Source organism: Hymenobacter fastidiosus, assembly GCF_039539565.1.
Taxonomy (GTDB): Bacteria; Bacteroidota; Bacteroidia; order Cytophagales; family Hymenobacteraceae; genus Hymenobacter; species Hymenobacter fastidiosus.
Genome location: NZ_BAABDJ010000001.1, coordinates 111,733 through 136,371 on the forward strand (window position 1 = coordinate 111,733; position 24,639 = coordinate 136,371).

At 60.5% G+C, this 24,639-nt stretch carries 24 protein-coding genes and 2 tRNA genes; 19 read left to right on the forward strand and 7 right to left on the reverse strand.

The window, feature by feature from the left end; all coding sequences use genetic code 11:
• Positions 1–88: 88 nt before the first annotated feature.
• The 3 genes from ABD833_RS00460 (at position 89) to ABD833_RS00465 (ending at position 3,797) form a co-directional block, all read left to right on the forward strand.
• The gene (locus tag ABD833_RS00460) at positions 89–1,840 is read left to right on the forward strand and encodes a L,D-transpeptidase family protein (protein WP_345070225.1); all 1,752 of its coding nucleotides are present in this window, start codon (positions 89–91) and stop codon (positions 1,838–1,840) included.
• A 426-nt stretch (positions 1,841–2,266) separates the two neighbouring features.
• Complete coding sequence (locus ABD833_RS19285; RefSeq protein ID WP_425553543.1) at positions 2,267–2,830, forward strand: helix-turn-helix domain-containing protein; 564 nt, start codon at positions 2,267–2,269, stop codon at positions 2,828–2,830.
• Between the two features lie 796 nt (positions 2,831–3,626).
• A complete protein-coding gene (locus ABD833_RS00465) occupies positions 3,627–3,797 on the forward strand; it encodes a hypothetical protein (RefSeq protein WP_345070227.1) in 171 nt (56 codons plus the stop codon).
• A 110-nt stretch (positions 3,798–3,907) separates the two neighbouring features.
• Here the strand turns inward: ABD833_RS00465 and ABD833_RS00470 are convergent, their stop codons facing one another.
• Positions 3,908–4,381 carry a hypothetical protein gene (locus ABD833_RS00470; protein ID WP_345070228.1) on the reverse strand — a complete coding sequence of 158 codons (474 nt, stop codon included), beginning with the start codon at positions 4,379–4,381 and terminating at the stop codon, positions 3,908–3,910.
• Between the two features lie 189 nt (positions 4,382–4,570).
• Complete coding sequence (locus tag ABD833_RS00475; RefSeq protein ID WP_345070229.1) at positions 4,571–5,950, reverse strand: DEAD/DEAH box helicase; 1,380 nt, start codon at positions 5,948–5,950, stop codon at positions 4,571–4,573.
• 235 nt (positions 5,951–6,185) lie between these two features.
• Between ABD833_RS00475 and ABD833_RS00480 the strand changes: the two genes are divergently transcribed.
• A complete protein-coding gene (locus ABD833_RS00480; RefSeq protein ID WP_345070231.1) occupies positions 6,186–6,740 on the forward strand; it encodes an NUDIX domain-containing protein in 555 nt (184 codons plus the stop codon).
• A gap of 76 nt (positions 6,741–6,816) precedes the next feature.
• Here ABD833_RS00480 and ABD833_RS00485 read toward each other — a convergent pair whose 3' ends face one another.
• Positions 6,817–7,368 carry a hypothetical protein gene (locus ABD833_RS00485; protein WP_345070232.1) on the reverse strand — a complete coding sequence of 184 codons (552 nt, stop codon included), beginning with the start codon at positions 7,366–7,368 and terminating at the stop codon, positions 6,817–6,819.
• 237 nt (positions 7,369–7,605) lie between these two features.
• Between ABD833_RS00485 and ABD833_RS00490 the strand changes: the two genes are divergently transcribed.
• The 6 genes from ABD833_RS00490 (at position 7,606) to ABD833_RS00515 (ending at position 12,786) form a co-directional block, all read left to right on the forward strand.
• The gene (locus tag ABD833_RS00490; RefSeq protein WP_345070234.1) at positions 7,606–7,815 is read left to right on the forward strand and encodes a hypothetical protein; all 210 of its coding nucleotides are present in this window, start codon (positions 7,606–7,608) and stop codon (positions 7,813–7,815) included.
• Positions 7,812–8,693, forward strand: coding sequence for a UDP-2,3-diacylglucosamine diphosphatase (locus ABD833_RS00495; RefSeq protein WP_345070235.1), 882 nt, complete (start codon positions 7,812–7,814; stop codon positions 8,691–8,693). Before ABD833_RS00490 ends, ABD833_RS00495 begins: the two co-directional genes overlap by 4 nt.
• Before the next feature lie 36 nt (positions 8,694–8,729).
• Positions 8,730–9,740 carry a glycosyltransferase family protein gene (locus ABD833_RS00500; protein ID WP_345070236.1) on the forward strand — a complete coding sequence of 337 codons (1,011 nt, stop codon included), beginning with the start codon at positions 8,730–8,732 and terminating at the stop codon, positions 9,738–9,740.
• 42 nt (positions 9,741–9,782) lie between these two features.
• Positions 9,783–11,252 carry a GH1 family beta-glucosidase gene (locus tag ABD833_RS00505; protein ID WP_345070237.1) on the forward strand — a complete coding sequence of 490 codons (1,470 nt, stop codon included), beginning with the start codon at positions 9,783–9,785 and terminating at the stop codon, positions 11,250–11,252.
• 66 nt (positions 11,253–11,318) lie between these two features.
• On the forward strand, positions 11,319–11,882 hold the full coding sequence (locus tag ABD833_RS00510; RefSeq protein ID WP_345070238.1) for a GNAT family N-acetyltransferase: 564 nt from the start codon (positions 11,319–11,321) through the stop codon (positions 11,880–11,882).
• Between the two features lie 37 nt (positions 11,883–11,919).
• The gene (locus tag ABD833_RS00515; RefSeq protein ID WP_345070239.1) at positions 11,920–12,786 is read left to right on the forward strand and encodes an ADP-ribosylglycohydrolase family protein; all 867 of its coding nucleotides are present in this window, start codon (positions 11,920–11,922) and stop codon (positions 12,784–12,786) included.
• Between the two features lie 371 nt (positions 12,787–13,157).
• On the opposite strand, the gene ABD833_RS00520 is transcribed toward ABD833_RS00515, so the two are convergent.
• A tRNA-Asp gene (locus tag ABD833_RS00520) sits at positions 13,158–13,231 on the reverse strand.
• A 250-nt stretch (positions 13,232–13,481) separates the two neighbouring features.
• Here ABD833_RS00520 and ABD833_RS00525 point away from each other — a divergent pair.
• The 4 genes from ABD833_RS00525 (at position 13,482) to ABD833_RS00540 (ending at position 18,660) form a co-directional block, all read left to right on the forward strand.
• The gene (locus ABD833_RS00525) at positions 13,482–13,637 is read left to right on the forward strand and encodes a hypothetical protein (protein ID WP_425553545.1); all 156 of its coding nucleotides are present in this window, start codon (positions 13,482–13,484) and stop codon (positions 13,635–13,637) included.
• A gap of 439 nt (positions 13,638–14,076) precedes the next feature.
• On the forward strand, positions 14,077–14,475 hold the full coding sequence (locus ABD833_RS00530) for a PD-(D/E)XK nuclease-like domain-containing protein (RefSeq protein WP_345070241.1): 399 nt from the start codon (positions 14,077–14,079) through the stop codon (positions 14,473–14,475).
• An 885-nt stretch (positions 14,476–15,360) separates the two neighbouring features.
• A complete protein-coding gene (locus ABD833_RS00535) occupies positions 15,361–15,822 on the forward strand; it encodes a hypothetical protein (protein ID WP_345070242.1) in 462 nt (153 codons plus the stop codon).
• A gap of 498 nt (positions 15,823–16,320) precedes the next feature.
• Positions 16,321–18,660, forward strand: a complete 2,340-nt coding sequence (locus ABD833_RS00540; protein ID WP_345070243.1) for a T9SS type A sorting domain-containing protein — start codon at positions 16,321–16,323, stop codon at positions 18,658–18,660.
• Here ABD833_RS00540 and ABD833_RS00545 read toward each other — a convergent pair.
• Both ABD833_RS00545 and ABD833_RS00550 read right to left on the reverse strand, forming a co-directional pair.
• A complete protein-coding gene (locus tag ABD833_RS00545) occupies positions 18,647–18,979 on the reverse strand; it encodes an integrase core domain-containing protein (protein ID WP_345070244.1) in 333 nt (110 codons plus the stop codon). The two genes, ABD833_RS00540 and ABD833_RS00545, sit on opposite strands and share 14 nt — an antisense overlap.
• A 525-nt stretch (positions 18,980–19,504) precedes the next feature.
• Positions 19,505–19,578: transfer RNA gene (locus tag ABD833_RS00550), tRNA-Asp, on the reverse strand.
• 300 nt (positions 19,579–19,878) lie between these two features.
• Here ABD833_RS00550 and ABD833_RS00555 point away from each other — a divergent pair.
• The 5 genes from ABD833_RS00555 to ABD833_RS00575 all read left to right on the forward strand — a co-directional run bounded on the left by ABD833_RS00555 (position 19,879) and on the right by ABD833_RS00575 (position 23,797).
• On the forward strand, positions 19,879–20,826 hold the full coding sequence (locus ABD833_RS00555) for an acetyl-CoA carboxylase carboxyltransferase subunit alpha (protein WP_345070312.1): 948 nt from the start codon (positions 19,879–19,881) through the stop codon (positions 20,824–20,826).
• Between the two features lie 84 nt (positions 20,827–20,910).
• Entirely contained in the window at positions 20,911–21,756 is an 846-nt protein-coding gene (locus tag ABD833_RS00560) for an MBL fold metallo-hydrolase (protein ID WP_345070245.1), read from the forward strand.
• An 18-nt stretch (positions 21,757–21,774) separates the two neighbouring features.
• The gene (locus ABD833_RS00565; protein ID WP_345070247.1) at positions 21,775–22,536 is read left to right on the forward strand and encodes a patatin-like phospholipase family protein; all 762 of its coding nucleotides are present in this window, start codon (positions 21,775–21,777) and stop codon (positions 22,534–22,536) included.
• 134 nt (positions 22,537–22,670) lie between these two features.
• Positions 22,671–23,246, forward strand: a complete 576-nt coding sequence (locus ABD833_RS00570; RefSeq protein ID WP_345070248.1) for a 1-acyl-sn-glycerol-3-phosphate acyltransferase — start codon at positions 22,671–22,673, stop codon at positions 23,244–23,246.
• Positions 23,247–23,302: 56 nt separating this feature from the next.
• Positions 23,303–23,797, forward strand: a complete 495-nt coding sequence (locus tag ABD833_RS00575; protein WP_345070249.1) for a hypothetical protein — start codon at positions 23,303–23,305, stop codon at positions 23,795–23,797.
• A 163-nt stretch (positions 23,798–23,960) separates the two neighbouring features.
• Here ABD833_RS00575 and ABD833_RS00580 read toward each other — a convergent pair whose 3' ends face one another.
• Complete coding sequence (locus ABD833_RS00580; RefSeq protein WP_345070250.1) at positions 23,961–24,623, reverse strand: DUF4159 domain-containing protein; 663 nt, start codon at positions 24,621–24,623, stop codon at positions 23,961–23,963.
• Positions 24,624–24,639: the final 16 nt, after the last annotated feature.

Genomic DNA, 24,639 nt, shown 5'->3' on the forward strand with positions numbered 1-24,639 from the left:
CGCAGTGCCCTGAAACCGGGTTTGGTTAGCTTTTTGACTAACCCTTCTCAGGCACCCACTGCCCTTTCTACCACCTCCAGTGAAATCCATGAACCAAGCAATTCGTCCTACCTTCTTCACCACCCTGCTGTTCTGGCTGATGAGCCTGACGCTCGTTACCGCGTCGTGCAGTCAGGATCAGAAGGATACCGCTCAGGAAGCAGAGTCCGGCGGGGGCTTGTTCGGCACCGGCCCAGCCGGTGGCGCCCAGCCTACCCTCGACAGTGTGTACATCACCCGGGCTATGAACGCCGAGCCGGCCTTCAAGCCGCAGCTTCTCTGGGCCAAGAAGTTCTACCGGGAGCGGGAGTTCCGCCTCGGCTGGTTTCGTAACCACGAGGTGGTGCCCCAGGCCAAAACTCTGCTCAGCGTCATCAATAAAGCCGCCGACGAAGGTCTCGACCCAAAGAACTACAAGATCAAGGACTTCGATAAGCTGTTTGCCGAGCTGGACAAAGCCCAGGGCGACTCCACTAAGCGCAATGCCCTGGAAAAGGAAATCGATGTGGCGCTGTCCGGCACCTATTTCAACTATGCCTCTGATTTCTACCGGGGTACGGTGAATCCGCGCGAAGTGAAAGGCATTGACTGGGATGTGAAGCGCAACAAGATCAAGCTCCACAAGGCGCTGATGACCATCCTGAAGGAGCGCGAAAGCACTTACCCGTACTACGAGTTTGAGCCTTTGCACCCGGAGTATGATGGCCTGAAGAAGGCCCTGGCCCAATACCGCACGATTCAGCGCAACGGCGGCTGGCCTGCGCTGCCCGCCGGCACCAGGCTGAAGCCCGGCGACGCGTCGCCCAATGTGACGCTGCTGCGGCAGCGCCTGCTGGGCACCCCGGCCCCGGTGGCGGCTACGGAAATGCCGGCCCAACCGGTGGCTGATGCTGGAACCACCCCGGATCCGGCCCCCACGTACGACGCGGAACTGGTGGCGGCCGTCAAGGAATTTCAGCGGGATATGGGGCTGAAAACAGACGGTATCGTCAGTGGCGAAACGGTGAAGCAGCTCAATGTTCCGGTGTCGGACCGGGTGCGCCAGATCACCGTGAACATGGAGCGGTGGCGCTGGGTCCCCAAGCGTTTCGAGAAGGACTACCTGCTCGTGAACATCCCCGACTATAAGCTTCACGTCATCGAGAACGAGAAGGAAGCCTTCACCATGCGCGTCATCGTGGGCAAGACCCTGAACGCTACGCCCGTGTTCAGCGACAAGGTAGAATACGTGGTGTTGTCGCCCTACTGGAACGTGCCGTGGAGTATTATCGAGAAGGATCTGAAGCCTAAGCTGATCAATAATCCGGCTTATCTCGACCGCCTCGATATGGAGGTGGTGCAGGGCTACGGCAAGAAAGCGGTAGTGGTGAGCCCGTCTTCCATCGACTGGTCGAGCATTGAGCAAAAGACTTTCAAATACACCGTGCGCCGCCGCCCGGGGCCTAAGAATGATCTGGGGGAAGTGAAGTTTATCTTCCCCAACTCCAACGACGTGTACCTGCACGATACACCCCACGACGAGCTGTTCAGCCAGGGGAAGCGCGGGTTCAGCCACGGCTGCGTGCGGGTGGAGGAACCCCTCAAACTGGCTGAGTACCTGCTGCGCAACAAGCCCGGCTGGGATATGCAGACCATTCAGGATACCATCGCGGAGCGCCGCGAAAAGCATGTATCGCTCAAGGAGGCGCTGCCCGTGTATCTGGTTTACTTCACCTCCTGGGTAGATGAGGCGGGCCACGTTAATTTCCGCGACGATATCTACGGGCACGACAAAGCACTGGCCCAGGAGTACTTCAACTAATCAGCACGAAGCAGGTTTCCTGCTCTTTGTCTGAATCCGATACGACGCCCCGTCTGCATCCGCAGGTGGGGCGTTCTGTTTTCGCTCAGCCAGGCTTGGCCTGCATTGCTGTCGTCTTCAGGTAGTATAGTCCAACTGTAGCATTCTCTACGGCAGCAGGCCCCACGGCGGGTCACGTGTCGTGCTTGCCGCGTGATGCTCTCATTGAGTTTCCAGAGTGGTCTGAGGATAAGCAATCGGGCAAGAAAAGGGGAGAGCCTCAGTTTACATATGTAAAACATATGTAAACTGAGGCTCTCCCCGCAAAAGGGGCTAATTCCAAAAGTAAACTGACGCAAAGGGAGGGTGGAACGGAATGCCGGTTCCTGTGGCGAATCCTACTGCCCGAAAGATTCGGTACATTTGTAAATAAACCTACTTTCAGGCATGGTTGAGCGGATTCGAGATATTCTAAAGGCCCGGCAGCTGACCCCGACGCAGTTTGCGGACGCTATCGGCCTGGCCCGCCCCATCGTCAGCCATATTCTGAGCGGCCGTAATAAGCCCAGCCTGGAAGTCATTCAGAAGATAATTGCCGCCTTCCCGGATCTGTCATTGCCGTGGCTGCTCAGCGGCTCCGGCGCCATGACGGCTACCGCACCGGTCATGGCGGCTTTACCGGCACCTACGAGCCCCGCAGAGCCTCTGCGGGCACCGGAAAGCAGAGCGGCCCCAAAGCAGGTCCGTCCGCTCTTGCCGGAGCCAGCGCCGGAAGCTGATATCCTGCCTCAAGCCCCCGCCGTTCCGGAAAGGGTACAAGTGCCCGCGGTACCCGTCCCAGCCCCGGTACCGCCCGCCGAGCCAACGGCACCGGTCACTGCCGCCGGTTCTGCTCCGCCCGACTCAAGGGCGCTATCCTTAGCGGTTTCGCTGGGGGAGCCCGGGAAACGCATCCGTCGCATCGTTATCTTCTATCACGACGGCACTTTCGCGGATTATCAGCCGGAATAAACCAGCGTTACGTGGCACTGACCGGCTATGGGTGCTGCCGATATCAGCAGCGCCCGCGCCCTGCGGAGTGGAGTGCAATCCGCTGAGCGGTAAGAAGCTATTATTCCAGCCGGTACAATTTGGCAGAGTACCGTCCCTTTAGCGCAGGTACAAGGGTGATTAGTAAAATAACAGCCCGGAAAAGCGTTAGTAATGCATACTTGATATAACGGGATAATTATAAAAATAAGCTCAGTGTTGGAGGAGGGTGTGAATCCTTTTTAACGTAGTTTAATTCTCTATTTATCAAGATGTTGTCGTTGTATTTATGAATTGATTGATTAGGTTATAAGCGCTGGTTTATGGCAGCGGATTTATGTTTCATAAGTTATAAAAACAGCTTTGCCGCAGAGGGGTGGTACCTGAAATAATGAAAAGCATATCCTGCTAAGAAGGTTGACCAGGAGATGCCAATGAAAAAGCCAAAACGGAAGGTGCTTCAGCGCGCTAATACCATTAGCTGCCGGTCAGGTAAGGCCGGCACAGCGTCACCGGCAAACAGCTGGGCTTTCCTCTGATCACGGGCGGTAGCCGCACCGCCAGGAAACGTACTCCGACAGTACTATTTTTGCAATTGTAATACGGCGCTGGCGAAGTACTGGTCCTGGCGGTGGGTGCTGTTGATAACAAATGTGTTGATCGCGCACTGGTTGCTGCCCAAACCTGCAACAGGGAATGGCGGCGGCTGGAAAAAGCCGGGCGCAGAGTTACCAGGATAAAGCTTGGGAGTTTTGGGGGTGGTGCTTATCTTTGGGTTATGAAAAAGTCTCGTCTGCTCCTTCTGTTTGCCGTCTGCTCTTCCTTCTACCTCACTTCCTGCGAGCAAGCTCCCGATGCTGAGAAAGACCCCAACGCCGATGCGGCCTATAAGCGTAGCCACCGGACCGAAGGGTACCGCGATGCCCAGCGCAGCAACGCCGGCAACTAGCCCCCTGGAATGGTAAGGCTGACCTCATAAGCCTCATCTATAAGCAAAGCCCCACCCGAAGCATATCGGGTGGGGCTTTGCTATGCGCGGTGGACCGCAGTAGAAAAAGGCTAGTGGCTGACCAAAGCCGCGGAGAACGTCAGGTCGGGGAGCTCAATACCTGCCAGGAGTGAGGTTTCGAGTAGCTCGGCCCAGGTACGCAGGTACAGCACCACGTCGTCGCGCTGGTTATGGCGCAGGGCATTGCGGCGCTCGAATGGAATAGCGGCCCGGATAGTGGCATCAGAAAGTCGTTCGAGGTGAGCCAGGTCGGCGCGGGTAAAGCCCAACGCCAGCATTTCATCAATGGTCTGGTCGATGGGCAGACCGCTGGTGGGGCAATAGTCGTTGATCTGCCGCTCCCAGTCGCCGTAGCGCTGCATGGCGCGGGTGTGAATTTCGGCTTTGGTGAGGTGGGTGATGGTCTGGGCCAGGTGGCCGCAGTTGCAGCTGCCCATATGGCCCCACTGGTAGGGTGCCTGGGTGGCGAGGCGCTGAGCCGTGTTGCGCAGGGCCTGAATAACGGGAAGGGTGCTCTTGGCCATATAAAACGAGTTTCAGGAAAATCGAGGGTTGAAGAAAAACGTTACCTCGGTAAGTCGAAAAATAAGGTTTTTGTTTCGGCCGGCCAAGGGAGGGAAGGCTGCGGGTGATTCGGAAACGGCCCGGATAAAAAAAGCGCCCGGCTTTAAGGCCGGGCGCTTCTCAGGAATGCTTAGCTGAGTACCGGCGCTCTACCGGCCGCTGTTGCCGCGAAACGGACGGCGCGGCTGGCCGCCCGCCCCGGCGGGCCGCTCCCGCTCCCCCGTCGGCCGGGAGCCCCCGCTACGGCCTCCCGTAGCGGCCGGGCGCGACTCGCCGCGGCCGGAGCCCTGGCGGGCATCCCCACGGCCGGGCCGGGCCGGGCGACCAGCCGGACCTTTCGGGCGCTGAATAGGCGGGCCCCCGGTGAGGGGCACGGGCACTACGAAAGGGCTGAAATAAGGATGGTCGGAGATAACCGGGATTTCCCGGCGAATCAGCTTCTGGATGTCCTGCAGGTAGGCGCGTTCCTCTTCGTCGCAGAAGGTGAGGGCCTTGCCGTCGGCCCCGGCCCGGCCGGTGCGGCCGATGCGGTGCACGTAGGTTTCGGGCTCGTTCGGGACTTCGTAGTTGATCACGTGAGTCAGCTCATCCACGTCGATGCCGCGGGCGGCAATGTCGGTGGCCACCAGCACGCGGGTGCTGCCGGCTTTGAAGTTGGACAACGCGCGCTGGCGGTGGTTCTGCGACTTGTTGCCGTGAATGGCTTCGGCCGGAATGTTAGCCTTGGCCAGGGTCTTCACTACTTTATCGGCACCGTGCTTGGTGCGGGTGAAGACGAGCACGCGCTTGATGGCCTTGTCCTGCAGGATATGCTCCAGCAGCTCGGGCTTATCGTTTTTGGGCACCATGTACATCGACTGGGTGATGGTGTCGGCAGTACTGGATACGGGCGTGACGGCCACCTTCACCGGATTCGGCTTCAGGATGGAGCTGGCCAGTTCCTGAATCGTGCCGGGCATGGTAGCCGAGAAAAACAGGGTCTGGCGCGAGGTCGGCAGCTTGGGCAGGATGCGCTTGATATCGTTGATGAAACCCATGTCGAGCATGCGGTCGGCTTCATCAAGCACGAAGACTTCGATGTGGCGCAGGTCCACAAAGCCCTGGTTCATCAGGTCGAGCAGGCGGCCGGGGGTGGCAATCAGGATTTCCACCCCGCGCTTCAAGGCGTTGACCTGGGGCGTCTGGCCCACGCCGCCGAAAATAACGGTGTGGCGAATGGGCAGGTGACGGCCGTAGGCGGCAATGCTTTCCCCGATCTGGATGGCCAGCTCGCGGGTGGGCGTGAGCACCATGCAGCGAATGCGGGAGTGCGAATGGTTTTCCAGCTTGGCCGTCTGGCTCAGGATCTGGAGAATGGGAACGGTGAAAGCCGCCGTTTTGCCGGTGCCCGTCTGGGCCACGCCCAGCAGGTCACGGCCGTCGAGCACGTGCGGAATGGCTTGCTGCTGAATAGGAGTAGGGATGGTGTAGCCTTCCTCGTGCAGGGCACGCAGGATGGGCGGAATTAGATTGAGTTCGTCGAACGTCATCAGAAGGAAAATGGGGGAAAAAAAGGCCGCGGCACTGGTTGAGACGGCCGGATGCAGCCTTTTTCAGAAAAAGCAGGCTGCGGGTACAAAAAAATAAAACAAGAAAAAGGGGGCGCCAAAGCCCGGAGGACCAAAGGGCACGAAGCCGGATTGGTCAGTAAACGTATAAGCCCAACAGAAAGCCAGTGGTTTTCGGCTCCATTTTGAAAAAACTATTTACTCTTCCGAACGCCCGATGAACGTCACCGACCGCCAGATTCTCTACGATGGCCACTACAAACTTAGTCAACTTCTGGTGCAGGACGGCGACGAGCAGCTCAAACGGGAGCGGTTTGAGCCCGGTCAGGCCGTCGCGGCCCTCGTTTTCGACCCGCAAAAGCAGCGCTACCTCTGCGTGCGTCAGTTCCGCATCGGGGCCGAAGCCGAAGTACTCGAAATTCCCGCCGGCATGCTCGACAAGGCCGGCGAAAGTCCCGAAGAGGCCATGCGCCGCGAGATTCAGGAGGAGCTGGGCTACGAAACCGACACGCTCGAACCCATCGCTACGGTCTATGCTTCGCCCGGCAATAGTGCCGAGCTGATCCACCTCTACTACGCCGAAGTAAGCCGCCAGACCGGGCCCGGGGGCGGCGCCATCGACGAGCACGAGCAGCTGGACGTCGTGGCGCTGAGCCGGCAGGAGCTTATCGGGGAGCGGTGGCAGGATGCCAAATCGCTGATAGCCGTACAGTGGGTGCAGCTGCGAAATAGACGCCCGAAGCGGGAGGAGCCGGCTTCCCCATTTGTATAAGCTGCCTGCCACCAGGCCGGGTCAGGGCGAAACCTGATCCGGCCTGGTGGCAGCAGATTACCTGCAAATACAGCTTCTACCTGACCTCCACGATGTATTCGAAGCTGTGCTTCAGCTTCGCGTCGGCAATGGTGAGGGTCAGGGGCTGGGGCGTTTCCATTTTAACAAATGGAATACTGCGCACGCTCTTGTACTGATCCTGGTTCCAGAAGCGGCCGGAGCCGGGGGCGAGGACCTGGGTGAAAACCTCCTTGCCCTCCTTGTCCTTGGCCGACAGCGAAAGCAGGGACGGGTCGGCATTCGCGGCTCCGCGGCGGTACATCGTCACCGTTAGCTCGCCGCCGGGGGGCAGCAGGCGGAGGCGCCGCTGGTAGGTGCTGTCGGCCCAGCGGTTCATTTCGCGCTGCGCGTCGATGGCCGTCAGCATCTCGGCGTAGGGGCGGTAGGCCACGCGCGTCATGGTGGCGTCTTTCTGGGAGTCCTCGTCGGTGTTTTTCGTCACGTTCTGAACCAGGGCGCACTCTTCGTCTTTCCTGGGACGCATGTAGCGCTTGCGCTCGGGCGTAATCATCTGGGCCGAAGCCGCCAGGGACGACAGCAGGGTAACGAGGAGGAGAATTTTTTTCATCAGGGAATAAGGGTAGAAACGGAGCCGGGGCCAACCGGGCCGCGGCGACCCAAAGGTACGCAAGCGGCGGGTAGTCGGGTGCCGCCCCGCGTTCAAATGCCGTGCCGGAACGACCGATTTGGGTCCTTACCCGGCCAACTTTTGGAGCCGCTGAAATTTGACACAGCCATAATACCTGCGTAACCCCGGCATCATCTTCGAACACGACCTTTGAAATGGGCCCAACGTCTTGACTTTATGCACGCTCCCACCACCGTTCCCTTGCTGCGCCGCCTTGTGCGGGAACTGGCCTACCTGTTGTTTCAGGGGGCCCTGTTGCTGGCTTTCGTCGGCCGCTCGGCGGCGGGGCTATGGTCGCCCTTTCGCCTGGGGGGCGACGAGCGCCAAACCACCCCGACCCGCCCGCGTCCCCGCGCCCGGCTGACCCATAATCCGGCCCTTGGATGAGTGTGACCAAAAAGCGCCCCCGCCGCAAAGTTGAGCTTGTCGTCGTCTCCGACGTGCACCTGGGTACCTACGGCTGCCATGCCGCCGAGCTGCTGCGCTACCTGAAAAGCGTGCGCCCCAAGGTGCTGGTGCTCAACGGCGACATCGTCGATATCTGGCAGTTCAGCAAAAATTACTGGCCCGCGGCGCACATGCGGGTGGTGCGCCACCTGGCCGGCCTGGCCGCCAAGGGCACCAAAATTCACTACCTCACCGGCAACCACGACGAGCTGCTGCGCAAATTCGCCGGCACCCGCCTGGGCAACCTGCGCATCGACAACAAGCTGGTGCTGGACCTGCCCGAGGGCAAGGCCTGGCTGTTTCACGGCGACATTTTCGACGTGACCATGCAGAACTCGCGCTGGCTGGCCAAGCTCGGGGCCCAGGGCTACGACTTACTGATCCTGATCAACCGCGTCGTCAACTTCCTGCTCCAGAAGCTGGGGCGGCCCCGGGTGGCGCTGTCGAAGGCGGTGAAGGATCGGGTGAAGGGGGCCGTGAATCTGGTGAGTGACTTCGAGCAGACCGCCGCCCGCATTGCCGTCGACAGCGGCTACCGCTTCGTGGCCTGCGGCCATATTCACCAGCCCGAAATCAAAACCGTGACCACGCCCGAGGGGGAAGTTATCTACCTCAACTCCGGCGACTGGGTTGAGAACCTGACGGCCCTGGAATATTCGGCCGCCACCGGCTGGCACCTCTACCGCTACGCCGACGACCCGGCTATGCAATGCCCCGCCGATGCTGAAACGGACGCCGCCGACCAAGCCGCCGACATGCCCGTGGCGGAGCTGCTGACCAGTCTGCTGGCCGAATTCAAGCTGAACAATGCCGTCTGACGTACCGCTGGTATAGTCGTCGCTCTACTCCAAAAAATGCCCCGCATTCTCTACGCCATTCAGGGTACCGGCAACGGCCACCTCAGCCGCGCCCTCGACATTGTTCCCCTGCTGCAACAGCATGCCAGCCGCGTCGATGTGCTGGTCAGCGGCCCGCCCGCCGGTATTGAGCTGCCGTTTGCGGTGAAGTACCGCTGCCACGGCATGGGCTTTATCTTCGGCAAAAACGGCGGCCTCAACTTCGTCAAAACCTTCTGGCAGCTCAACTCGGCGGCTTTTCTGCGCGAAGTGCGCCAGCTGCCGGTAGAAACCTACGATCTGGTGATTAATGACTTCGAGCCCGTGTCGGCCTGGGCCTGCCAGCTGCGCCAAGTGCCCTGCGTGGCGCTGAGCCACCAGAGCGCCGTGCTGAGCGACTACGCCCCCCGGCCCCGGGAAGATGACCTGATCGGCCGGGCCGTGCTCCGCCACTACGCCCCCGTGACGGCCCGCTACGGCTTTCACTTCGACCGCTACGAGCCGGGGATTCATACGCCCGTCATCCGGCGGCAGGTGCGCGAGCTTACGCCCCGAAACGACGGCCACTACACGGTATATCTGCCCTCGTTCGACGAGGAAACCCTCGTGCGCCGGCTCCGCTACCTGAGCTCCGCTACGCGCTGGGAGGTGTTTTCCAAGCACAGCACCCAGGAGTCGGAGCACGGCAACGTGCGGGTGCGGCCCGTGAGCGGCGCGGCTTTCACCGCCAGCCTGGCCCGCAGTGCCGGGGTGCTGTGCGGGGCGGGCTTCGAGACGCCCGCCGAAGCGCTGTACCTGGGCAAGAAGCTGCTCGTGATTCCCATGAAAAACCAGTACGAGCAGGCCTGCAATGCCGCCGCGCTGGCCAAAATGGGCGTGCCGGTGGTGAAGGGCCTGAAGGACCGCCACCTGACGGGCCTCGATGAGTGGCTGCAATCCGGCCGGCCGGTGCCGGTGAGCTACCCCGATGAAACGGCGGCCGTGGTGGGTAAGCTGCTGCTCGAACAGCTGCCCGGGGCGGTGCGGTAGCGCGCCGCGTTCTTTCCTGATTTCCGCCTACGCTTTCCTCCCATGTCTGATCTAGCCGCGACCCTGCCGGCCGCTTTCTTTCCCCCGACCACGCCCGCGGCCTTTTCCCGCGCCGACTTCGGCCCGGACTTCCGTTGGGGCGTCTCGGCCGCGGCCTACCAGACGGAAGGGGCCTGGAACCAGGACGGTAAGGGGCCCAGCATCTGGGACGAGTTCGTGCGCCGTCCCCGCCGGATCCGGCGCGGCGAAACGGCCGACGTCGCCTGCGACTTTTACCAGCGCTGGCCCCGGGACCTGGACCTGCTGCACCAGTTGGGTATTCCCGACTTTCGCTTTTCGGTGGCCTGGTCCCGCGTGCTGCCGGAGGGCACCGGTGCCGTTAATGCCGCCGGGCTGGACTTCTACGACCGCCTCATCGACGGCTGCCTGGAGCGCGGCATCACGCCCTGGGTTACGCTCTACCACTGGGACTTGCCCGCCGCCCTGCAGCGCCGGGGCGGCTGGGCGAACCGCGACGTGGTGGGCTGGTTCACCGACTACGCCCAGCGCGTGGCCGCCCGCCTCGGCGACCGGGTTCCGCACTGGATGGTGCTGAACGAACCCATGGTGTTCGTCGGGGCCGGGCAGCTGCTGGGCCTGCACGCGCCGGGCCGGCGCAGCCTGGGCGGATTCCTGGCCTCGGTGCACCACGCCACGCTGGCGCAGGCCGAGGGTGGGCGGGCATTGCGGGCCGCGCTGCCCGCCACGGCCCAGATCGGCACTACCTTCTCCTGCTCTTACCTCACGCCCTGGCGGCCCGTCCTGCCCCGCGACGTGCGGGCCACCCGCCGCGCCGATGCCCTGCTCAACCGCCTGTTCGTGGAACCCGCCCTGGGCCTGGGCTACCCGATGGCCGATTTGCCCCTGCTCAGCTGGCTGGACCGCTACATCAAACCCGGCGACGAGGACCGCCTGCCGTTCTCCTTTGACTTTCTGGGCGTCCAGAACTACACCCGCGAACTGGTGCGCTACTCGCCCTACGTTCCCCTAGCCTGGGCTTCGCTGGTAGGAGCCAAACAGCGCGGAATGCCCTATACCCAAATGGGCTGGGAGGTATACCCCGAAAGTCTGCACCATATGCTGCGCCAGTTCAGCGCCTACCCCAACGCCCCCCGGCTGCTGGTGACGGAAAACGGCGCGGCTTTTCCCGATGAAGTAAGTGCCGACGGCCGCATCCGGGACCCTGCCCGCCAGGCGTATCTGCGCGCGGCCATCGGGCAGGTGCTGCGGGCCCGGCGCGAAGGCGTGCCGGTCGAGGGCTACTTCGCGTGGTCCTTCACCGATAATTTCGAGTGGGCCGAAGGCTACGAGCCCCGCTTCGGCCTGGTCGGCATCGACTTCGACACCCAGCAGCGCACGGTGAAGGATTCCGGGCGCTGGTACCAGCAGTTCCTGGCGGGGGAGCCGGTAGGGAGTGAAGCCGGGCGGCCGGGGGAAGGGGCCACCCAGGCCAGCGCGGCCGACGGGCGGTAAGCGCCGGGGCGGCCCCGCCAGCGCCGTTTACCGCGGCGCGCGGGGAGCTTTTTCTATCTTGGGGCCATGCAACCCGTCCTTCCCCACCTTCCCTATACCGGTACTGTTCCGATCCTGGAAACCGAGCGGCTCACCCTGCGCGGCTGTCAGCCCGCCGATTTCGCGCCGTTTATGGCTATGTGGTCGGAACCCGACTTCTACCGCTTTCTGGGCCAGAAACCACTGTCGGAGGAAGACGCCTGGACCAAAATGCTGCGCACCGCCGGCCATTGGCCCCTGATGGGCTTCGGCTACTGGGCAGTGGAAGAGAACGCTACGGGCCGGTTCCTGGGCATGGTTGGTTTCTCCGACTTTAAGCGCGCTATCGAGCCTTCTGTTAAAGGACTGCCCGAAATCGGCTGGGTGCTGGCGCCCAGGGCCCACGGCCAGGGCTACGCCACCGAAGCCGTCCGCGCTGCGTTGGCCTGGGGCGATACCCACTTTCCGCCGCTACGTACCGTCTGCATCATCGGCCCGGATAACCGTGCTTCGCTGCGGGTAGCCGAGAAGTGCGGGTACAGGCTGTATGCCCGGACGATCTACAAGGAAGAGCCGGTTCTGCTGCTGGCACGGCAAGAGGCCCGGCTGTAGATTTGCGTTCTTCCGGATCATTCTATAACGAGAGGCGATGGCTGTTTCTGCTAAGTTTTCGCCTCCAGCCCGGGCTATCCGCGCGGCACTGCCCGGGCTGGCCGTCGGCGATGCCCTCGGGGTGCCGGTAGAGTTTTCCAGCCGTGCCGCCCGCCGCCGCGACCCGGTGCTGAGTATGCGCGCCCAGGGTACCCACAATCAGCCGGCCGGTACGTGGTCGGATGATGCCGCGCTGGCCTTCTGCCTGGCTGAGGCGCTTGCCGACGGTTTTTCCGTGGCCAAAGTAGCCGAAAACTGCGGCCGCTGGTACTACCAGAACTTCTGGACGCCCCACGGATCCGTTTTCGATATCGGCGTTACCACCCGCGAAGCCCTTCACCGCCTGAAAGCGGATCCTACTCTGCTTCTGGCCGGCGGCAAGGATGAGTACAGCAATGGCAATGGCTCGTTGATGCGGATTCTGCCACTGGCTTTCTACCGGCCAGCGGAGCTGCTGGCAAGCCGCTTCCAGCTGATTTTCGACGTGTCCGCCGTGACGCATGGTCCCGTTCGCGCGGCCGTAGCCGGCTTTCTGTACCTGGAATTGGCCCGGCACCTGCGCGCCGGACTCGCGCCCGCCGCAGCCTATGCCCGGCTCTGTCAGGAGGCCCCGGCGCAATTACGTCAACTCACTATTCCCGCTGCCGAAGCCGACCAGTTTGAGCGGATCCTCCGCGGCCGCCTGCCCGACGTGCCCGAAACGGCCATCAATAGCCGGGGCTACGTGCTGCATACCCTGGCAGCGGCGCTGTGGTGCCTGCTGCGCTGCGACAGCTACGCTGAAACCGTACTGGCGGCCGTCAACCTCGGTGATGATACCGACACGACCGGGGCCGTGGCGGGCGGTCTGGCGGGGCGGGCGTAGGGGGAAGCCGGAATTCCGCCCGCGTGGCTCGCCGCGCTGGCCCGCCGCCCGGATATTGAAGACCTAGCGGCACGGATGGCGGCGTCGTTGGGAGAAGAGAGTAGCTGAGCTTCTACAGCTTAGGCTGGGCGGACACTTAGCTAAAAGGGCCTTTGAAGCCATCGAAACAGTCATGCTGAACTTGTCGAAGCATCTCTACCGAACGTTTTGCCGCAAAAAAGCGGTAGAGATGCTTCGACAAGCTCAGCATGACCGCCTTTTTCGTTAAGTGTCCACACGCTCTAGGCTGGGCGGAAATTAAAACGCAAAAGCCCTTCAGCATATGCTGAAGGGCTTTTAAACCCAAAAGGCTTTCCGAAGAAAGCCTTTTGCGGTCCGGACGGGACTCGAACCCGCGACCTCCGCCGTGACAGGGCGGCATTCTAACCAACTGAACTACCGAACCATTTGCTTCGCCGGAAAACCATCTGCTTTCCGCTAAAGTGTTGCAAAAATAGAAGACTAATCCGGACTATCCAAGCGGGGGAGACGGTAAAAAACTGGTTTAGTGACCGGGGAGCGTGTAGTCGGGTGAAAACTAGGGGCATAGAATAGGATATATTTTTTGGTCTTCTAAGCCCGGCAGGGCGCAAACAGGCTTTTGCTAACTCCGAAACCCGCGCTAAGCCTGGCGCCCGGCCGCCGCTTACCTGGGCATGAAGCCCGAGGGCATCCGCAAGGCCCGGCGTGCGGGCCGCCTCAAGGGCGTGCGCATCAACGAGAAGGAGTGGAGCTTCTACCGCTCCGAGCTGAAACGCTACCAGAGTCGCTACAACCGCCGTTTGGCCACCGACGAACGGCAAGCCGCCTGACGCAAAGCAACCACCAGCCGTTGCTGGTTTACTGGATATGGTTTACCCCTTAACGTCCAGTACCATGCCAGGGCAAACGCATGAACGAACGGTCAAAGGCATTTGCTGCATCTGAAGCCACTTCACAAAGCCGCGAGTCTGAAACCCAGTTGCGGCAAAAGTGCCTTCAGTTGCTGGAAACGCTAGTGCTCAATGTTCATGCGTTTGCCCTGTGCTTTAACGGGTCTGGCAAAAAGCTGTTGTCAATCAAGCTATGCCAAGCGGGGCCTGCCTGCGCAAAACGTGCCAGAATATGCCCTGCCACCTGCTCCTCCAGCCCCGCTGCCCTGGCCTACGGCACCGCCTTCCACGCCGCCACCCCGGAGCCCGCCACCTACGCCCGCACTCCCGACAAATGCCCGTGGGAGCAGCTGGCCCGCCACATACGCCGCCAGTGCTATTGCTGCGACCTGCTCTACCGCGGCACCCCGAGCTAACCCACACGGCCATCCACACCGCTACCGGCGTGCCGGTGAAGGTGCGCCCCGATCTGCTCGTGCGCCGCCCCGCCGGCCGCCGCCTCACTCTCATCAACTTCAAAACTACCAGCTGCCGCGACCGGACCCACTTCCTGGCCACCATCGAACAATACGACTACGACCGCCAAGCCGCCTTCTACTTCGACGCCCTGCAGGCCGACCGCTTCCTCATCATCGGCGTGCAGAAGAAGGCACCCCACGCCATCTGGGTGTTCGACGCCACCGCTGCCCCGCACCTCCTCGAGCAGGGCCGCCGGAAGTACGCCGCTCTGCTTCGCCACCACATCCGGCAGACAGACAGTGGTGCTGCGGAAGTGTGACGCCATATATCTCTGCCGACCGCCTTCTAAGCGAGCAAGAGGAGAGGCGAAGAAACGAGGCATGCTGGCGCAAATCGGTAGACTGTGCAATGGAGTAGAAAAACACATCTTTACATACGCTTAATGATCAATATATCAATTATTTAAGGTATATAGTTATCGTGAAATTACAATACCAGGCTCTTGGGAAAAGAAAATTCAACCCCCATTGACTTGGTTTAAACTAAAAATTTATATATTTACTTATGTTTAGTTGGTTGGCCGCACAACAGGCCGACTTCGGTCCCCTCGCGTCTCACGGACGCGACTGCCCTCTTTCCGCCTCATAGCCGCGTTACGCCTTAGACGTAGAAGGAGTATGTCCTCGCGAAGCGGGGGTCTACCTGGCTCCCCGCAGCAGTTGCCTCAGCGCGGTTGCGCCCGCATGTTCCCGCTGGCTCCGGCATGGTTACCCCGTTTTTGTGCCTTTTCCTGATGGGCAAGCGGGATAAGGCCTGCCCTCCCCGGCTCCCTTTTTGGGGTGCCCAAAAAAGTACGTCTTGTGTTTGGCAACTCCAGCCGCTATTGGCGCGGTTGGGCCAGGGAAAGCGTTTACATCCTTGTGTCACTCAGGAAACGACGCATGCTACAGGCACCCAAATGGGTTATAAACAGCAGTAGCCCCGACAGAGACACATGGGCCTGCTGGCAGTAAAAAGCCCCATCAAGTCATTGCTCCAGGAGCCTGTCGAAAATTAGGTGGGGCCTATGTTTTCGACACTCCAAAAACGCCGTTCCGGGCAATTCCAAATATCCCGCCTTGTACTGATCCAACAACGGGTATGCCGTTTTTGGCTTGTTTCGAGGTCAGGGGCATTCGCCAACGCTGATTTTTAACAGGCTCTTATGGAAAGACATCCTGAAATACTAAGATTATTGGTTGTCTTTTTTTGCCTGCTTTTCTTGGGGTGTTTGAACCCTAGAATTCCTGGGGCTGCAAGTGTTGAAAGTTCGCCCTTAATAGGAGAATGGGTGATAGTGGAGCAGACAACTACACCGCTGATGATTATTCCACTTTGTAGACCTATTCAAAAAGGTACAACCGTCAAATTCACGCAAACAACCTTTGAAGTTTACCTCAACGCCTCGGGAAATACGTGTGATACTTACGCTTACAAGGCCAGCAATAACCACCTCACTTTTATAAAAGCAGATATGCTTTTCTTATGTACTTATGAGCTAATGCCAAATAGCTTAAAGTTGACTTCCACTAATTTTTTTATTCCGGCTGAATCAGAAAATCCTGGTATTAAAAAGGAGATTATCGCTACCAATCAAAGCGTTATTATCACACTAAAGCGAAGATAACGTGTTCAAAAAAAGCGCTGTGTAACATGTATTCTGTAAGCCATAATACTCTTCGTATTCACGTTTTTTTCAATGCGTAGCGCATATCAGTATCACCCGCTATTCATATTCTACGAGGAGCATAAATATCGGTATAAGCTTGCAAAAAAATTGAGCATTCACCTTTTAACCTGCATTCTCATGAAAACGCCTTTTTACCTGCTGTTTCTTTTGCTGTTGATGGGATTAAGTCTTCCTGCCTACGCTCAAAAAGCCCTCTATATCGGAAAGATTGAAGAGGTGGCCGCGCTTTATAAAACCCAAGTTCAATCAGTGGCAAACAAGGCCGCGAAACCAGCCGAACAAGTACGTTATCAAATGCCTGGGTATGAGCTATTGCTCCGACTACAATCAAGCAAGACGGAAGGAACCGCCCGGTTATTTTTTGGCGACGTCAACAACATAAAAGGTAGTCATTTCAACCTTAAAGTATCAGCCCGGGAGGCCTCGGGAACGATTGTGCTGACCGACCAGAAGAAGTTTTACCGCTTCTCCTCCACTGCCGCGGGCCTGGTGTATCTGACCGAGGAAGACATTGATAAAGTGCTCTGCGTTGGGCTGCCCAAGGTCCTGGCGTCTTCTGCCCCAACGCAAACGGCGAACCGGACGACCGCCATCCCAAATCACGAAAGCCTTCCTGGCGCGGGGGCGGTGTTGTACCTCGACTTTGACGGCCAGACGGTGTCGGGTACGCTCTGGAATACTAACTTTAACGGCGGTAATCCCATCGTAGCGGCCGCATCGACTATGACCACAGCCGTGATGACCGAGATATGGAAACTGATGAGCGAGGATTTCCGCCCTTTTGCTTTGAACGTGACCACCAGTGAAACGGTTTTTAACAGTGCTCCCGTTGGTCGTCGCATGCGGGTTATTTACACGCCAACCACCGATTTTTACCCCGGTGCGGGGGGAGTGGCCTACGTGGGTTCCTTTACGTGGGGAGCAACGTCCAGAGGTGAAACGCCTTGTTGGGTATTTAACGAAGGCATCAAAGGTGCGGGAGAAGCGGGGTCACACGAGGCCGGGCACACGCTGGGGTTATCACACGATGGCAGAATCTCTCCTGCCGAAGAATATTTTGCAGGCCAAGGCTCCTGGGCACCCATCATGGGGGTAGGGTATGACGAACGAGTCGTACAATTCAGCAAAGGCGAATACCCTTCGGCCAATAATACCGAAGATGATTTACTTAAAATAAGTACCCAGAACGGCTTTGGATACCGTCCGGATGACCACGGCAACACCATGGGTACGGCTACTCCATTGGTTCAAAACCCCGCAGGCAATGCATTAGCTGCCGATAACGGCGGGATTATCGAAACCCGAGGGGATGAGGACGTGTTTCGTATTTCCATCATCGGCGGGTCGGCCTTCATTAGGGTTGAGCCCATCTATCCTGATTACCTCAACTTAGTTGTGTTGCTCACGCTGCGCGATTCGGGTGGAACCATCATGGCCACCACCACCGCCGGTGTAGCCACGCCGCTACTGGACGCATCGTTAGATCTACCCTTAGCGGCCGGCACGTATTACTTGTCCGTTGACGGCGGCACGGGCTCCCTGGGCGCCGACTCGGATTATGGCTCCCTGGGGGCATATACAATTGCCGTCAGGCAATGCGCCGTGCAGGCCGTGACGCGGAACGTGAGCGTGGTCCTGAATGCCGCCGGCCAGGCGACCGTGACGGCGGCGCAGGTCGACAACGGCTCGACGGCCTCGTGCGGCATTGCCTCGCGGCAGGTAGCGCCCTCGACTTTTACCTGCGCCAACATCGGCTCGAACCTGGTGACGCTGACGGTAACCGACAACAGCGGCAATAGCTCCACGGCCCCGGCCACCGTCACGGTGAGCGACGGGACGGCCCCCACCGTGGTCACCCAAAACGTGAGCGCGACGCTGGCGCTCGGCACCGCGTCCATCACGGCCGCGCAAGTAGATAACGGCAGCACGGACAACTGCGGCATTGCCAGCCGTGGCCTGAGCCGCATGACCTTCAGCTGCGCCGACCTGGCAAATAGCCCCATTTTGGTGACGTTGACCGTGACCGATGACAGCGGCAACGCGAGCACCGGCACGGCCTCGGTGACGGTGGTGGGCACCATTCCCGTCCCAACCATTGCCGTGACGCCCTCGACGAGCGTCTTCACCGGCGGCATCCCCACGAACCTGTACCTGGGCTACGGGCCGCAAAGCGCCACGCTCACCGCGTCGGGCGGCGTGAGCTACGCGTGGAGCCCCGCCGCGGGCCTGAGCAACCCGACCATCGCCAATCCGGTGTTCACGGCCACCATGCCGGGCACGTTCGCCTACACGGTGACCGCCACCAGCGCGTCGGGCTGCACGGCCACCGCGAGCGTGACCCTAACTGTCGTCAACGCACGCTGCGGCAGTAAGAACGACAAGGTGCTGGTCTGCCACCGCGGCAATACCCTGTGCATTGCTTCCGCGGGAGTACCCGCCCACCTGAACCAAGGCAATCAGCTCGGTGCCTGCCCGGCCGCTCGCCTGGCCGGGCCCGTGCCTACATCGGGCAGTGCCAACGAACTGGCCGTGTACCCCAACCCGGCCGGGGACCAGGCCACCGTGTCGTTCCGCACCCCGCTTGATGGCAACGCCCAGGTCATGGTCTACAACGCGCTGGGCCAGCGCGTGGCCTCTCTCTACGAGGGGGCGGTGAGCGGCGGGCAACTCTACGCCTTCCCGCTGCACACCCAGAACCTGGCCACCGGCTTGTACCAGTGCCGCCTGGTGGTTGATGACAAAGCCGAAACGCGGCGCTTGATTATCGCGCGGTAACCGCCGGCCGCTGTACGTGTCTCGTCCGGCTATCTGTTGACAGGAATACGGCAAGGGCCCCGCTCGGATTTTCCGGCGGGGCTTTTTGCTTGCGAATGGATTTGGTTGGAGTTAAATAGTTCAGGGCCAGGTGCGGACGTTCCTCGTTGTAGAGGTGGACGGCCTGCTGGACCAGTAGGCGGGCCCGGGCCAGGTCGTTGGGGAGCACAAACAGGAATTTGTCTTTCAAAATGCCGTTGACGCGCTCGGCCAGCGCGTTCTGGTCGTAATCAGCGCCGTCGGTCATCGAGCACCGCAGCCCGGCGGTGTGCAAGGCCACTTGATGCGCATCGAAGGCATACTGGCGGCCGTGTGCCGGCTGGCGTGAACGTGGTGGCCGACAATGCGGCGGGAACAGGCATCGGTGACCAGGCTCAGGTAGACCGTGTCCTGGCGGGGGGAGGGATAGTTGATATCACTGACCAACAGCTGATTAGGAGTCGTGGGTTTGGGGCCTCCTTGACCAGGTTGGGGTACTTGTGGGAGCGGTGATGCGAATCGGTGGTCCTGGTGTAGCGGCGTTTAGGGGCGATGAGCAGCGCTCTTTCGCGCAGCAGGGTACACAAGGCGTTGCGCCCGCAGCCGACTTCGCCCACCACGGCCAACTTAAAAGGACAAACCGTAATCGCGCTGATTACGCCGCGCAAGCGGTTTAAACCCAGTTTTCGTGACGACTTGTGGAAAAGTTGTCAACAGATAGCCGGACCGGGTCTCAAATCCCGAACCGTCCCAAAGCAAAAATCCCGTAAAAACGCTTCTGCTTCCAGATTTGCGTCTTTACGGGATTCATGGCAACTACTAGTTGCGGTCCGGACGGGACTCGAACCCGCGACCTCCGCCGTGACAGGGCGGCATTCTAACCAACTGAACTACCGAACCATTTGCTTCGCCGGAAAACCATCTGCTTTCCGCTAAAGTGTTGCAAAGGTAGAAAGAGGTTTGAGAATACCCAACCTCACCCCGGATTTTCCCCGGAATGAGCAGTAGCGCGGAGCTTTGTGGCTGTTTTTCAGCGCTATTATTTTTCAAAAAATCATTCCCGGGCCCCCGCGCCACCCGTGCGGGCGTTTCACTTACCTTTGCTGGCCGCGGCTAAACCCGGTATTTGTCGATAACCTTCGGATATTAGCGGCCCGCTTCCCTCTTTCTGCACTCTACTGACGCACGTATACTTTGGCACTGCTCCTCGATTTCGAACAACCGATTGCTGCCCTCGAAGGCAAGCTGCGCGAAATGCAACAACTGGCTCTTGATAGCCAGGTAGATGTATCGGAGGCCGTAACGGCCCTGGAGGCCAAAATCAAGGCCCTCAAAAAGGAAACCTACGCCAACCTCACCCGCTGGCAGCGCGTGCAGCTCTCGCGCCACCCCGAGCGCCCCTACACCCTCGATTATATTGAGGGCATGGCCGATAAATTCGTCGAGCTGCACGGCGACCGGACCGTGGGCGACGACAAGGCCATGGTGGGCGGCTTCGCCGATCTGGGCGGCCGCTCGGTGATGTTCATTGGGCAGCAAAAGGGCCGCAACACCAAACAGCGCCAGTTTCGCAACTTCGGCATGCCCAACCCCGAAGGCTACCGCAAGGCCCTGCGCCTGATGAAGCTGGCCGAGAAGTTTGGCAAGCCCATCGTGACGCTCATCGATACGCCCGGCGCGTTTCCGGGCCTGGAGGCTGAGGAGCGGGGGCAGGGCGAGGCCATTGCCCGCAACCTGAAGGAGATGTTCCTGCTCAAGGTGCCCGTTATCTGCGTCATTATCGGCGAAGGCGCTTCCGGCGGCGCTCTGGGCATTGCCATCGGCGACCGGGTGCTGATGCTCGAAAACACCTGGTACTCGGTGATTTCGCCCGAGTCGTGCTCCAGCATTCTGTGGCGCTCCTGGGACTATAAGGAGCAGGCGGCCGAAGCCCTCAAGCTGACGGCCACCGATATGCTGAGCGCCAGGCTCGTGGACGGCATCGTGAAAGAGCCCCTGGGCGGGGCCCACACGGCCCCCAATAAGATGATTGACGCCCTGCGCAAAACCCTCATCAAAACCCTCGACGAGCTGGAAGCCCTGCCCGCCGACGAGCGGATTTCCCAGCGCATCGACAAGTTCTCCGCCATGGGCGTCGTTATTGAATGAACAATTATCAATGAGCAATGAACAATTAGTAGTTCGGCGGCTCCTGATAACTGCTCATTAATAATTGCTCATTGATAATCGCAGATGACCGTTCATACCCTCGATACCGGCTTGTTCAAATTGGATGGCGGCGCTATGTTTGGCGTGGTGCCCAGGAGCCTGTGGCAGAAGCTGAACCCGCCGGATGCCAACAACATGTGTACCTGGGCCATGCGCTGCCTGCTGATTGAGGACGGCAAGCGCCTGATACTCGTGGACAACGGCATCGGGGAGAAGCAGGACGAGAAGTTTCGCGGCCACTTCTACCTGCACGGCGACGACACGCTGGAAAAATCCCTGCGCAAGCTGGGCTTCACCGCCGCCGACATCACCGACGTCTTCCTCACTCACCTGCACTTCGACCACTGCGGCGGCTCAGTAGTCCGCACTGCGGCCGATACGCTGGCGCTGGCGTTTCCCAACGCCACGTACTGGTCGAATGAGGCGCACTGGGACTGGGCCGTGCAGCCGAATCCGCGGGAGAAGGCCAGCTTTCTGAAGGAGAACATCCTGCCGATTCAGGAAAGCGGCCAACTGCGGTTCGTCGATAAAAGCAACGTGGCGGAGCTGCTGCCCCAGTTTCGCGAAATCATCTTCGCCGACGGCCACACCGAGAAGATGATGGTGCCGGTGCTCAACTACAAGGGCCGCACCCTGGCCTTCATGGCCGACCTGCTGCCCTCGGCCGGCCATATCCCACTGCCCTACGTGATGGGCTACGACATGCGCCCCCTCATTACCATGGCCGAGAAGGAAGCCGTGCTGCGCCGCGCCGCCGCCGACAACTGGGTGCTGCTGCTCGAGCACGACCCGACCAACGCCTGCTGCACGGTGCAGAACACCGAAAGGGGCGTGCGCCTGGCCGAAACCTTCCGCCTCGAAGACCTGTAACCGCTGCCCTTCGACCCGATGCAGAAAATAGGCGTGGCGTTGTCGGGAGGGGGAGCCCGGGGCATTGCCCACCTGGGCGTGCTGGCCGCGCTGGATGAGCTGCGGATTCCGGTGGCCCACCTGGCCGGTGTGAGCTCCGGGGCCATTGCGGCCGCGTTTTACGCCGCCGGCTTTTCGCCCGCCGAGATATTGCGGCTGCTGGCCACCACCAACGTGGCCCGGCTGATGCGCCCGGCCTTCAGCCGCTACGGCCTGCTGCGCCTCGATGCCGTGGAGCAGCTTTTTGTCCGCCACCTGGGCCTCGATGCCACCTTTGCTGACCTGAAATACCCGCTTACGCTCGTGGCTACGGACCTGGTGGAGGGCGTGTCGGTCTACTTTTCGGAAGGGCCGCTGATTCCGCCGCTGGTGGCTTCGTCGGCGGTGCCCATCGTGTACCGGCCGGTGGAGTACCAGGGGCGGCAGCTCGTGGATGGCGGCCTGCTCAACAACCTGCCCGTGGAGCCGCTGCTGGACCAGGGCCTGCGCGTGATTGGGGTGCATTGCAACCCCATCAACCACGCGGCCCGCGTTACCAACTTCCGCAACCTGATTGAGCGCACCCTGCAGCTGGCCATCAATGCCAACACCATTCCGCGCCAGCTGCGCTGCGACGTGCTGATTGAGCCGCCCGAGTTGCGCCTGTACCGGCCCCTGGGCTACCGGCGGGCTCCGGAGCTCTACGAAATCGGCTACCGCTACACCATGAGCCTGGCCGAACAGCTCCATGCCCTGGTTTAACGAACTGATTCGCCGTAGCCGGTTTCCGACCTATATTGCGGGGTATACCGCGCCGCAACGCGGGATTCACCCGCTCAACCCCTTGGTTTTTAACCCGCCCGCCCACTTTACGTTGGCGTTCGGAAATACCCTTTATGCCTAAAGCTCCGCATACCCCCGCGTTCTGGTATTATTTCTCGCAGCTATGGTTCTGGCTGACCGGCTGGAAACTGCATTCCGCGGTGCCCCCGGACATCAAAAAGGCCATGATGATTGCGGCACCCCACACCAGCAACTGGGATCTTCTGTACGCCCGCGGGGCCTTCTTCCTGATGAACGTGCCGGTACGCTTCACCGTGAAAAAGGAGTGGGTCGATAACCGGTACGTGGGCTGGCTCATGCGCTCCCTGGGCGCGCTGCCCGTGGACCGCAGCCGCAACAATAGCCTCGTGGATGGGATGGTTCAGCTCTTCAACCAGAACGAGGAGATGGTGATTCTGATCACGCCCGAAGGCACCCGTAAATTTCAGCCCAAATGGCGCAAGGGCTTCTACTTCGCCGCCATGGGCGCAAAGGTGCCCATCCTGCTGGGCTTCCTCGATTACAAGAACAAGGAAGCCGGCGTGGGTCCCGCCTTCTGGCCCACCGGTGACTACGAAGCCGACACGGAGCAGATCAAAGCCTTCTACCGCACCAAAACCGGTAAGTATCCGGAAAAGGGTATCCGCTAAATCGTCGGGACCTTAACTCTCACTACCTTTTCCATTCCCCAACTCATTCTCCGCCCATGGAAAAGGTCCAGATGCTGCTGCTGATTCTGCTGGGGCTGGGCGTTTTCGTCTGGCGGCTGGTGCAGAAAGCCCGGGAAACCGCCGCTCAGGAAAGCCGGGAGCGGCCCAATGCGAAGGTGCCGCCCTTGCCCAACACCTCGTTTCAGGAGCTGCTGAAGCAGATGCAGGCCCAGAATGAAACCGGGCAGCAGCAGACGGGACCGACGGCGGCCGAAAAAGCGGCCGAGTTCCAACGTCAGGCTCCGCCGCGCGAAACTTCCCAGCAGAGTGCCCGGCGGGCGGCCCAACCGGCGCCGTTGCCAACCACCGGCAGACCCGCGCAGCGCCCAACGGAACTCCAGACCCGCCGCGCGGCTACCCCGCTGGTGCAGCTGGCGGAACCCACCACGTCTGATTCCACTCGCCGCCGCGTCGGCGACATGCTCCGCAACCCGGCCGACGTGCGCGCCGCCTTCGTGCTGAGCGAAATTCTGAAGCGCAAGTTTGAGTAGCTGAGCAATGCGGGTGGTGCCACGACTTTTTGGGGTCGTGGTACCACTATCGTCGAACGCGCCTGGTTACCAGCCGGCGTGACGAGGTGTGGTTCAATACGCCAGGCATCAGCAACGATAGTCGTACCACGAGGCCCGGCGGGCAACTCGTGGCACGACGCGCTTAGTCCTGAGTCAGGGCGTATGCCATCAGGTTGGCCCCCATGCGCAGGGCGGCCTCGTGGCTGGCGGGCGAATCTTCGGGGTAGGTGCCCAGGTCTTCCCAGCCGTTGCCCAGGTCGCACTCGAAGCTGTAGAAGCTCACCAGCCGGCCTTTGTAGAGCAGGCCGAAGCCCTGGGCCCGCTTGCCGTCGTGCTCGTGCACTTTGGGCAGGCCCTTGGGGAAGGCGAACTTCTGGTGATAGATCGGGTGGGAGTAGGGCAGCTCCACGAAGTCCAGCTCGGGAAATACCTTTTTCATCTCCGGCCGGATGAACTTGTCGAGGCCGTAGTTGTCGTCGATGTGCAGGAAGCCGCCGCCGGTGAGGTAGCGGCGCAGGTTTTTGGCTTCCGCGTCGGTGAAGGACACGTTGCCGTGGCCCGTCATGTGAATGAAGGGGTAGGTAAACAGCTCGGGCGAGTCCAGCTCCACGGTGGCCTCGTCGGGGGCGATGTTGGTTTTGAGGGTCTGGTTGCAGAAGCGGATCAGGTTCGGCAGCGAGGTCTTGTTGGCGTACCAGTCGCCGCCGCCGCCATAGTGCAGCTTGGCGACGCGGAAGCTGTAGGTAGGGGCGGCGGCCGTGAGGGCAAGAAGGAGCAGAGCGGAGAGCAGCAGGTTTTTGAGCATGAGGAAAGAGTAGGAC

Coding starts and splice junctions, on each gene's coding strand:
- ABD833_RS00460 (WP_345070225.1), top strand. CDS start 89: ATGAACCAAGCAATTCGTCCTACCTTCTTCACCACCCTGCTGTTCTGG.
- ABD833_RS19285 (WP_425553543.1), top strand. CDS start 2,267: ATGGTTGAGCGGATTCGAGATATTCTAAAGGCCCGGCAGCTGACCCCG.
- ABD833_RS00465 (WP_345070227.1), top strand. CDS start 3,627: ATGAAAAAGTCTCGTCTGCTCCTTCTGTTTGCCGTCTGCTCTTCCTTC.
- ABD833_RS00470 (WP_345070228.1), bottom strand. CDS start 4,381: ATGGCCAAGAGCACCCTTCCCGTTATTCAGGCCCTGCGCAACACGGCT.
- ABD833_RS00475 (WP_345070229.1), bottom strand. CDS start 5,950: ATGACGTTCGACGAACTCAATCTAATTCCGCCCATCCTGCGTGCCCTG.
- ABD833_RS00480 (WP_345070231.1), top strand. CDS start 6,186: ATGAACGTCACCGACCGCCAGATTCTCTACGATGGCCACTACAAACTT.
- ABD833_RS00485 (WP_345070232.1), bottom strand. CDS start 7,368: ATGAAAAAAATTCTCCTCCTCGTTACCCTGCTGTCGTCCCTGGCGGCT.
- ABD833_RS00490 (WP_345070234.1), top strand. CDS start 7,606: ATGCACGCTCCCACCACCGTTCCCTTGCTGCGCCGCCTTGTGCGGGAA.
- ABD833_RS00495 (WP_345070235.1), top strand. CDS start 7,812: ATGAGTGTGACCAAAAAGCGCCCCCGCCGCAAAGTTGAGCTTGTCGTC.
- ABD833_RS00500 (WP_345070236.1), top strand. CDS start 8,730: ATGCCCCGCATTCTCTACGCCATTCAGGGTACCGGCAACGGCCACCTC.
- ABD833_RS00505 (WP_345070237.1), top strand. CDS start 9,783: ATGTCTGATCTAGCCGCGACCCTGCCGGCCGCTTTCTTTCCCCCGACC.
- ABD833_RS00510 (WP_345070238.1), top strand. CDS start 11,319: ATGCAACCCGTCCTTCCCCACCTTCCCTATACCGGTACTGTTCCGATC.
- ABD833_RS00515 (WP_345070239.1), top strand. CDS start 11,920: ATGGCTGTTTCTGCTAAGTTTTCGCCTCCAGCCCGGGCTATCCGCGCG.
- ABD833_RS00525 (WP_425553545.1), top strand. CDS start 13,482: ATGAAGCCCGAGGGCATCCGCAAGGCCCGGCGTGCGGGCCGCCTCAAG.
- ABD833_RS00535 (WP_345070242.1), top strand. CDS start 15,361: ATGGAAAGACATCCTGAAATACTAAGATTATTGGTTGTCTTTTTTTGC.
- ABD833_RS00560 (WP_345070245.1), top strand. CDS start 20,911: ATGACCGTTCATACCCTCGATACCGGCTTGTTCAAATTGGATGGCGGC.
- ABD833_RS00565 (WP_345070247.1), top strand. CDS start 21,775: ATGCAGAAAATAGGCGTGGCGTTGTCGGGAGGGGGAGCCCGGGGCATT.
- ABD833_RS00570 (WP_345070248.1), top strand. CDS start 22,671: ATGCCTAAAGCTCCGCATACCCCCGCGTTCTGGTATTATTTCTCGCAG.
- ABD833_RS00575 (WP_345070249.1), top strand. CDS start 23,303: ATGGAAAAGGTCCAGATGCTGCTGCTGATTCTGCTGGGGCTGGGCGTT.
- ABD833_RS00580 (WP_345070250.1), bottom strand. CDS start 24,623: ATGCTCAAAAACCTGCTGCTCTCCGCTCTGCTCCTTCTTGCCCTCACG.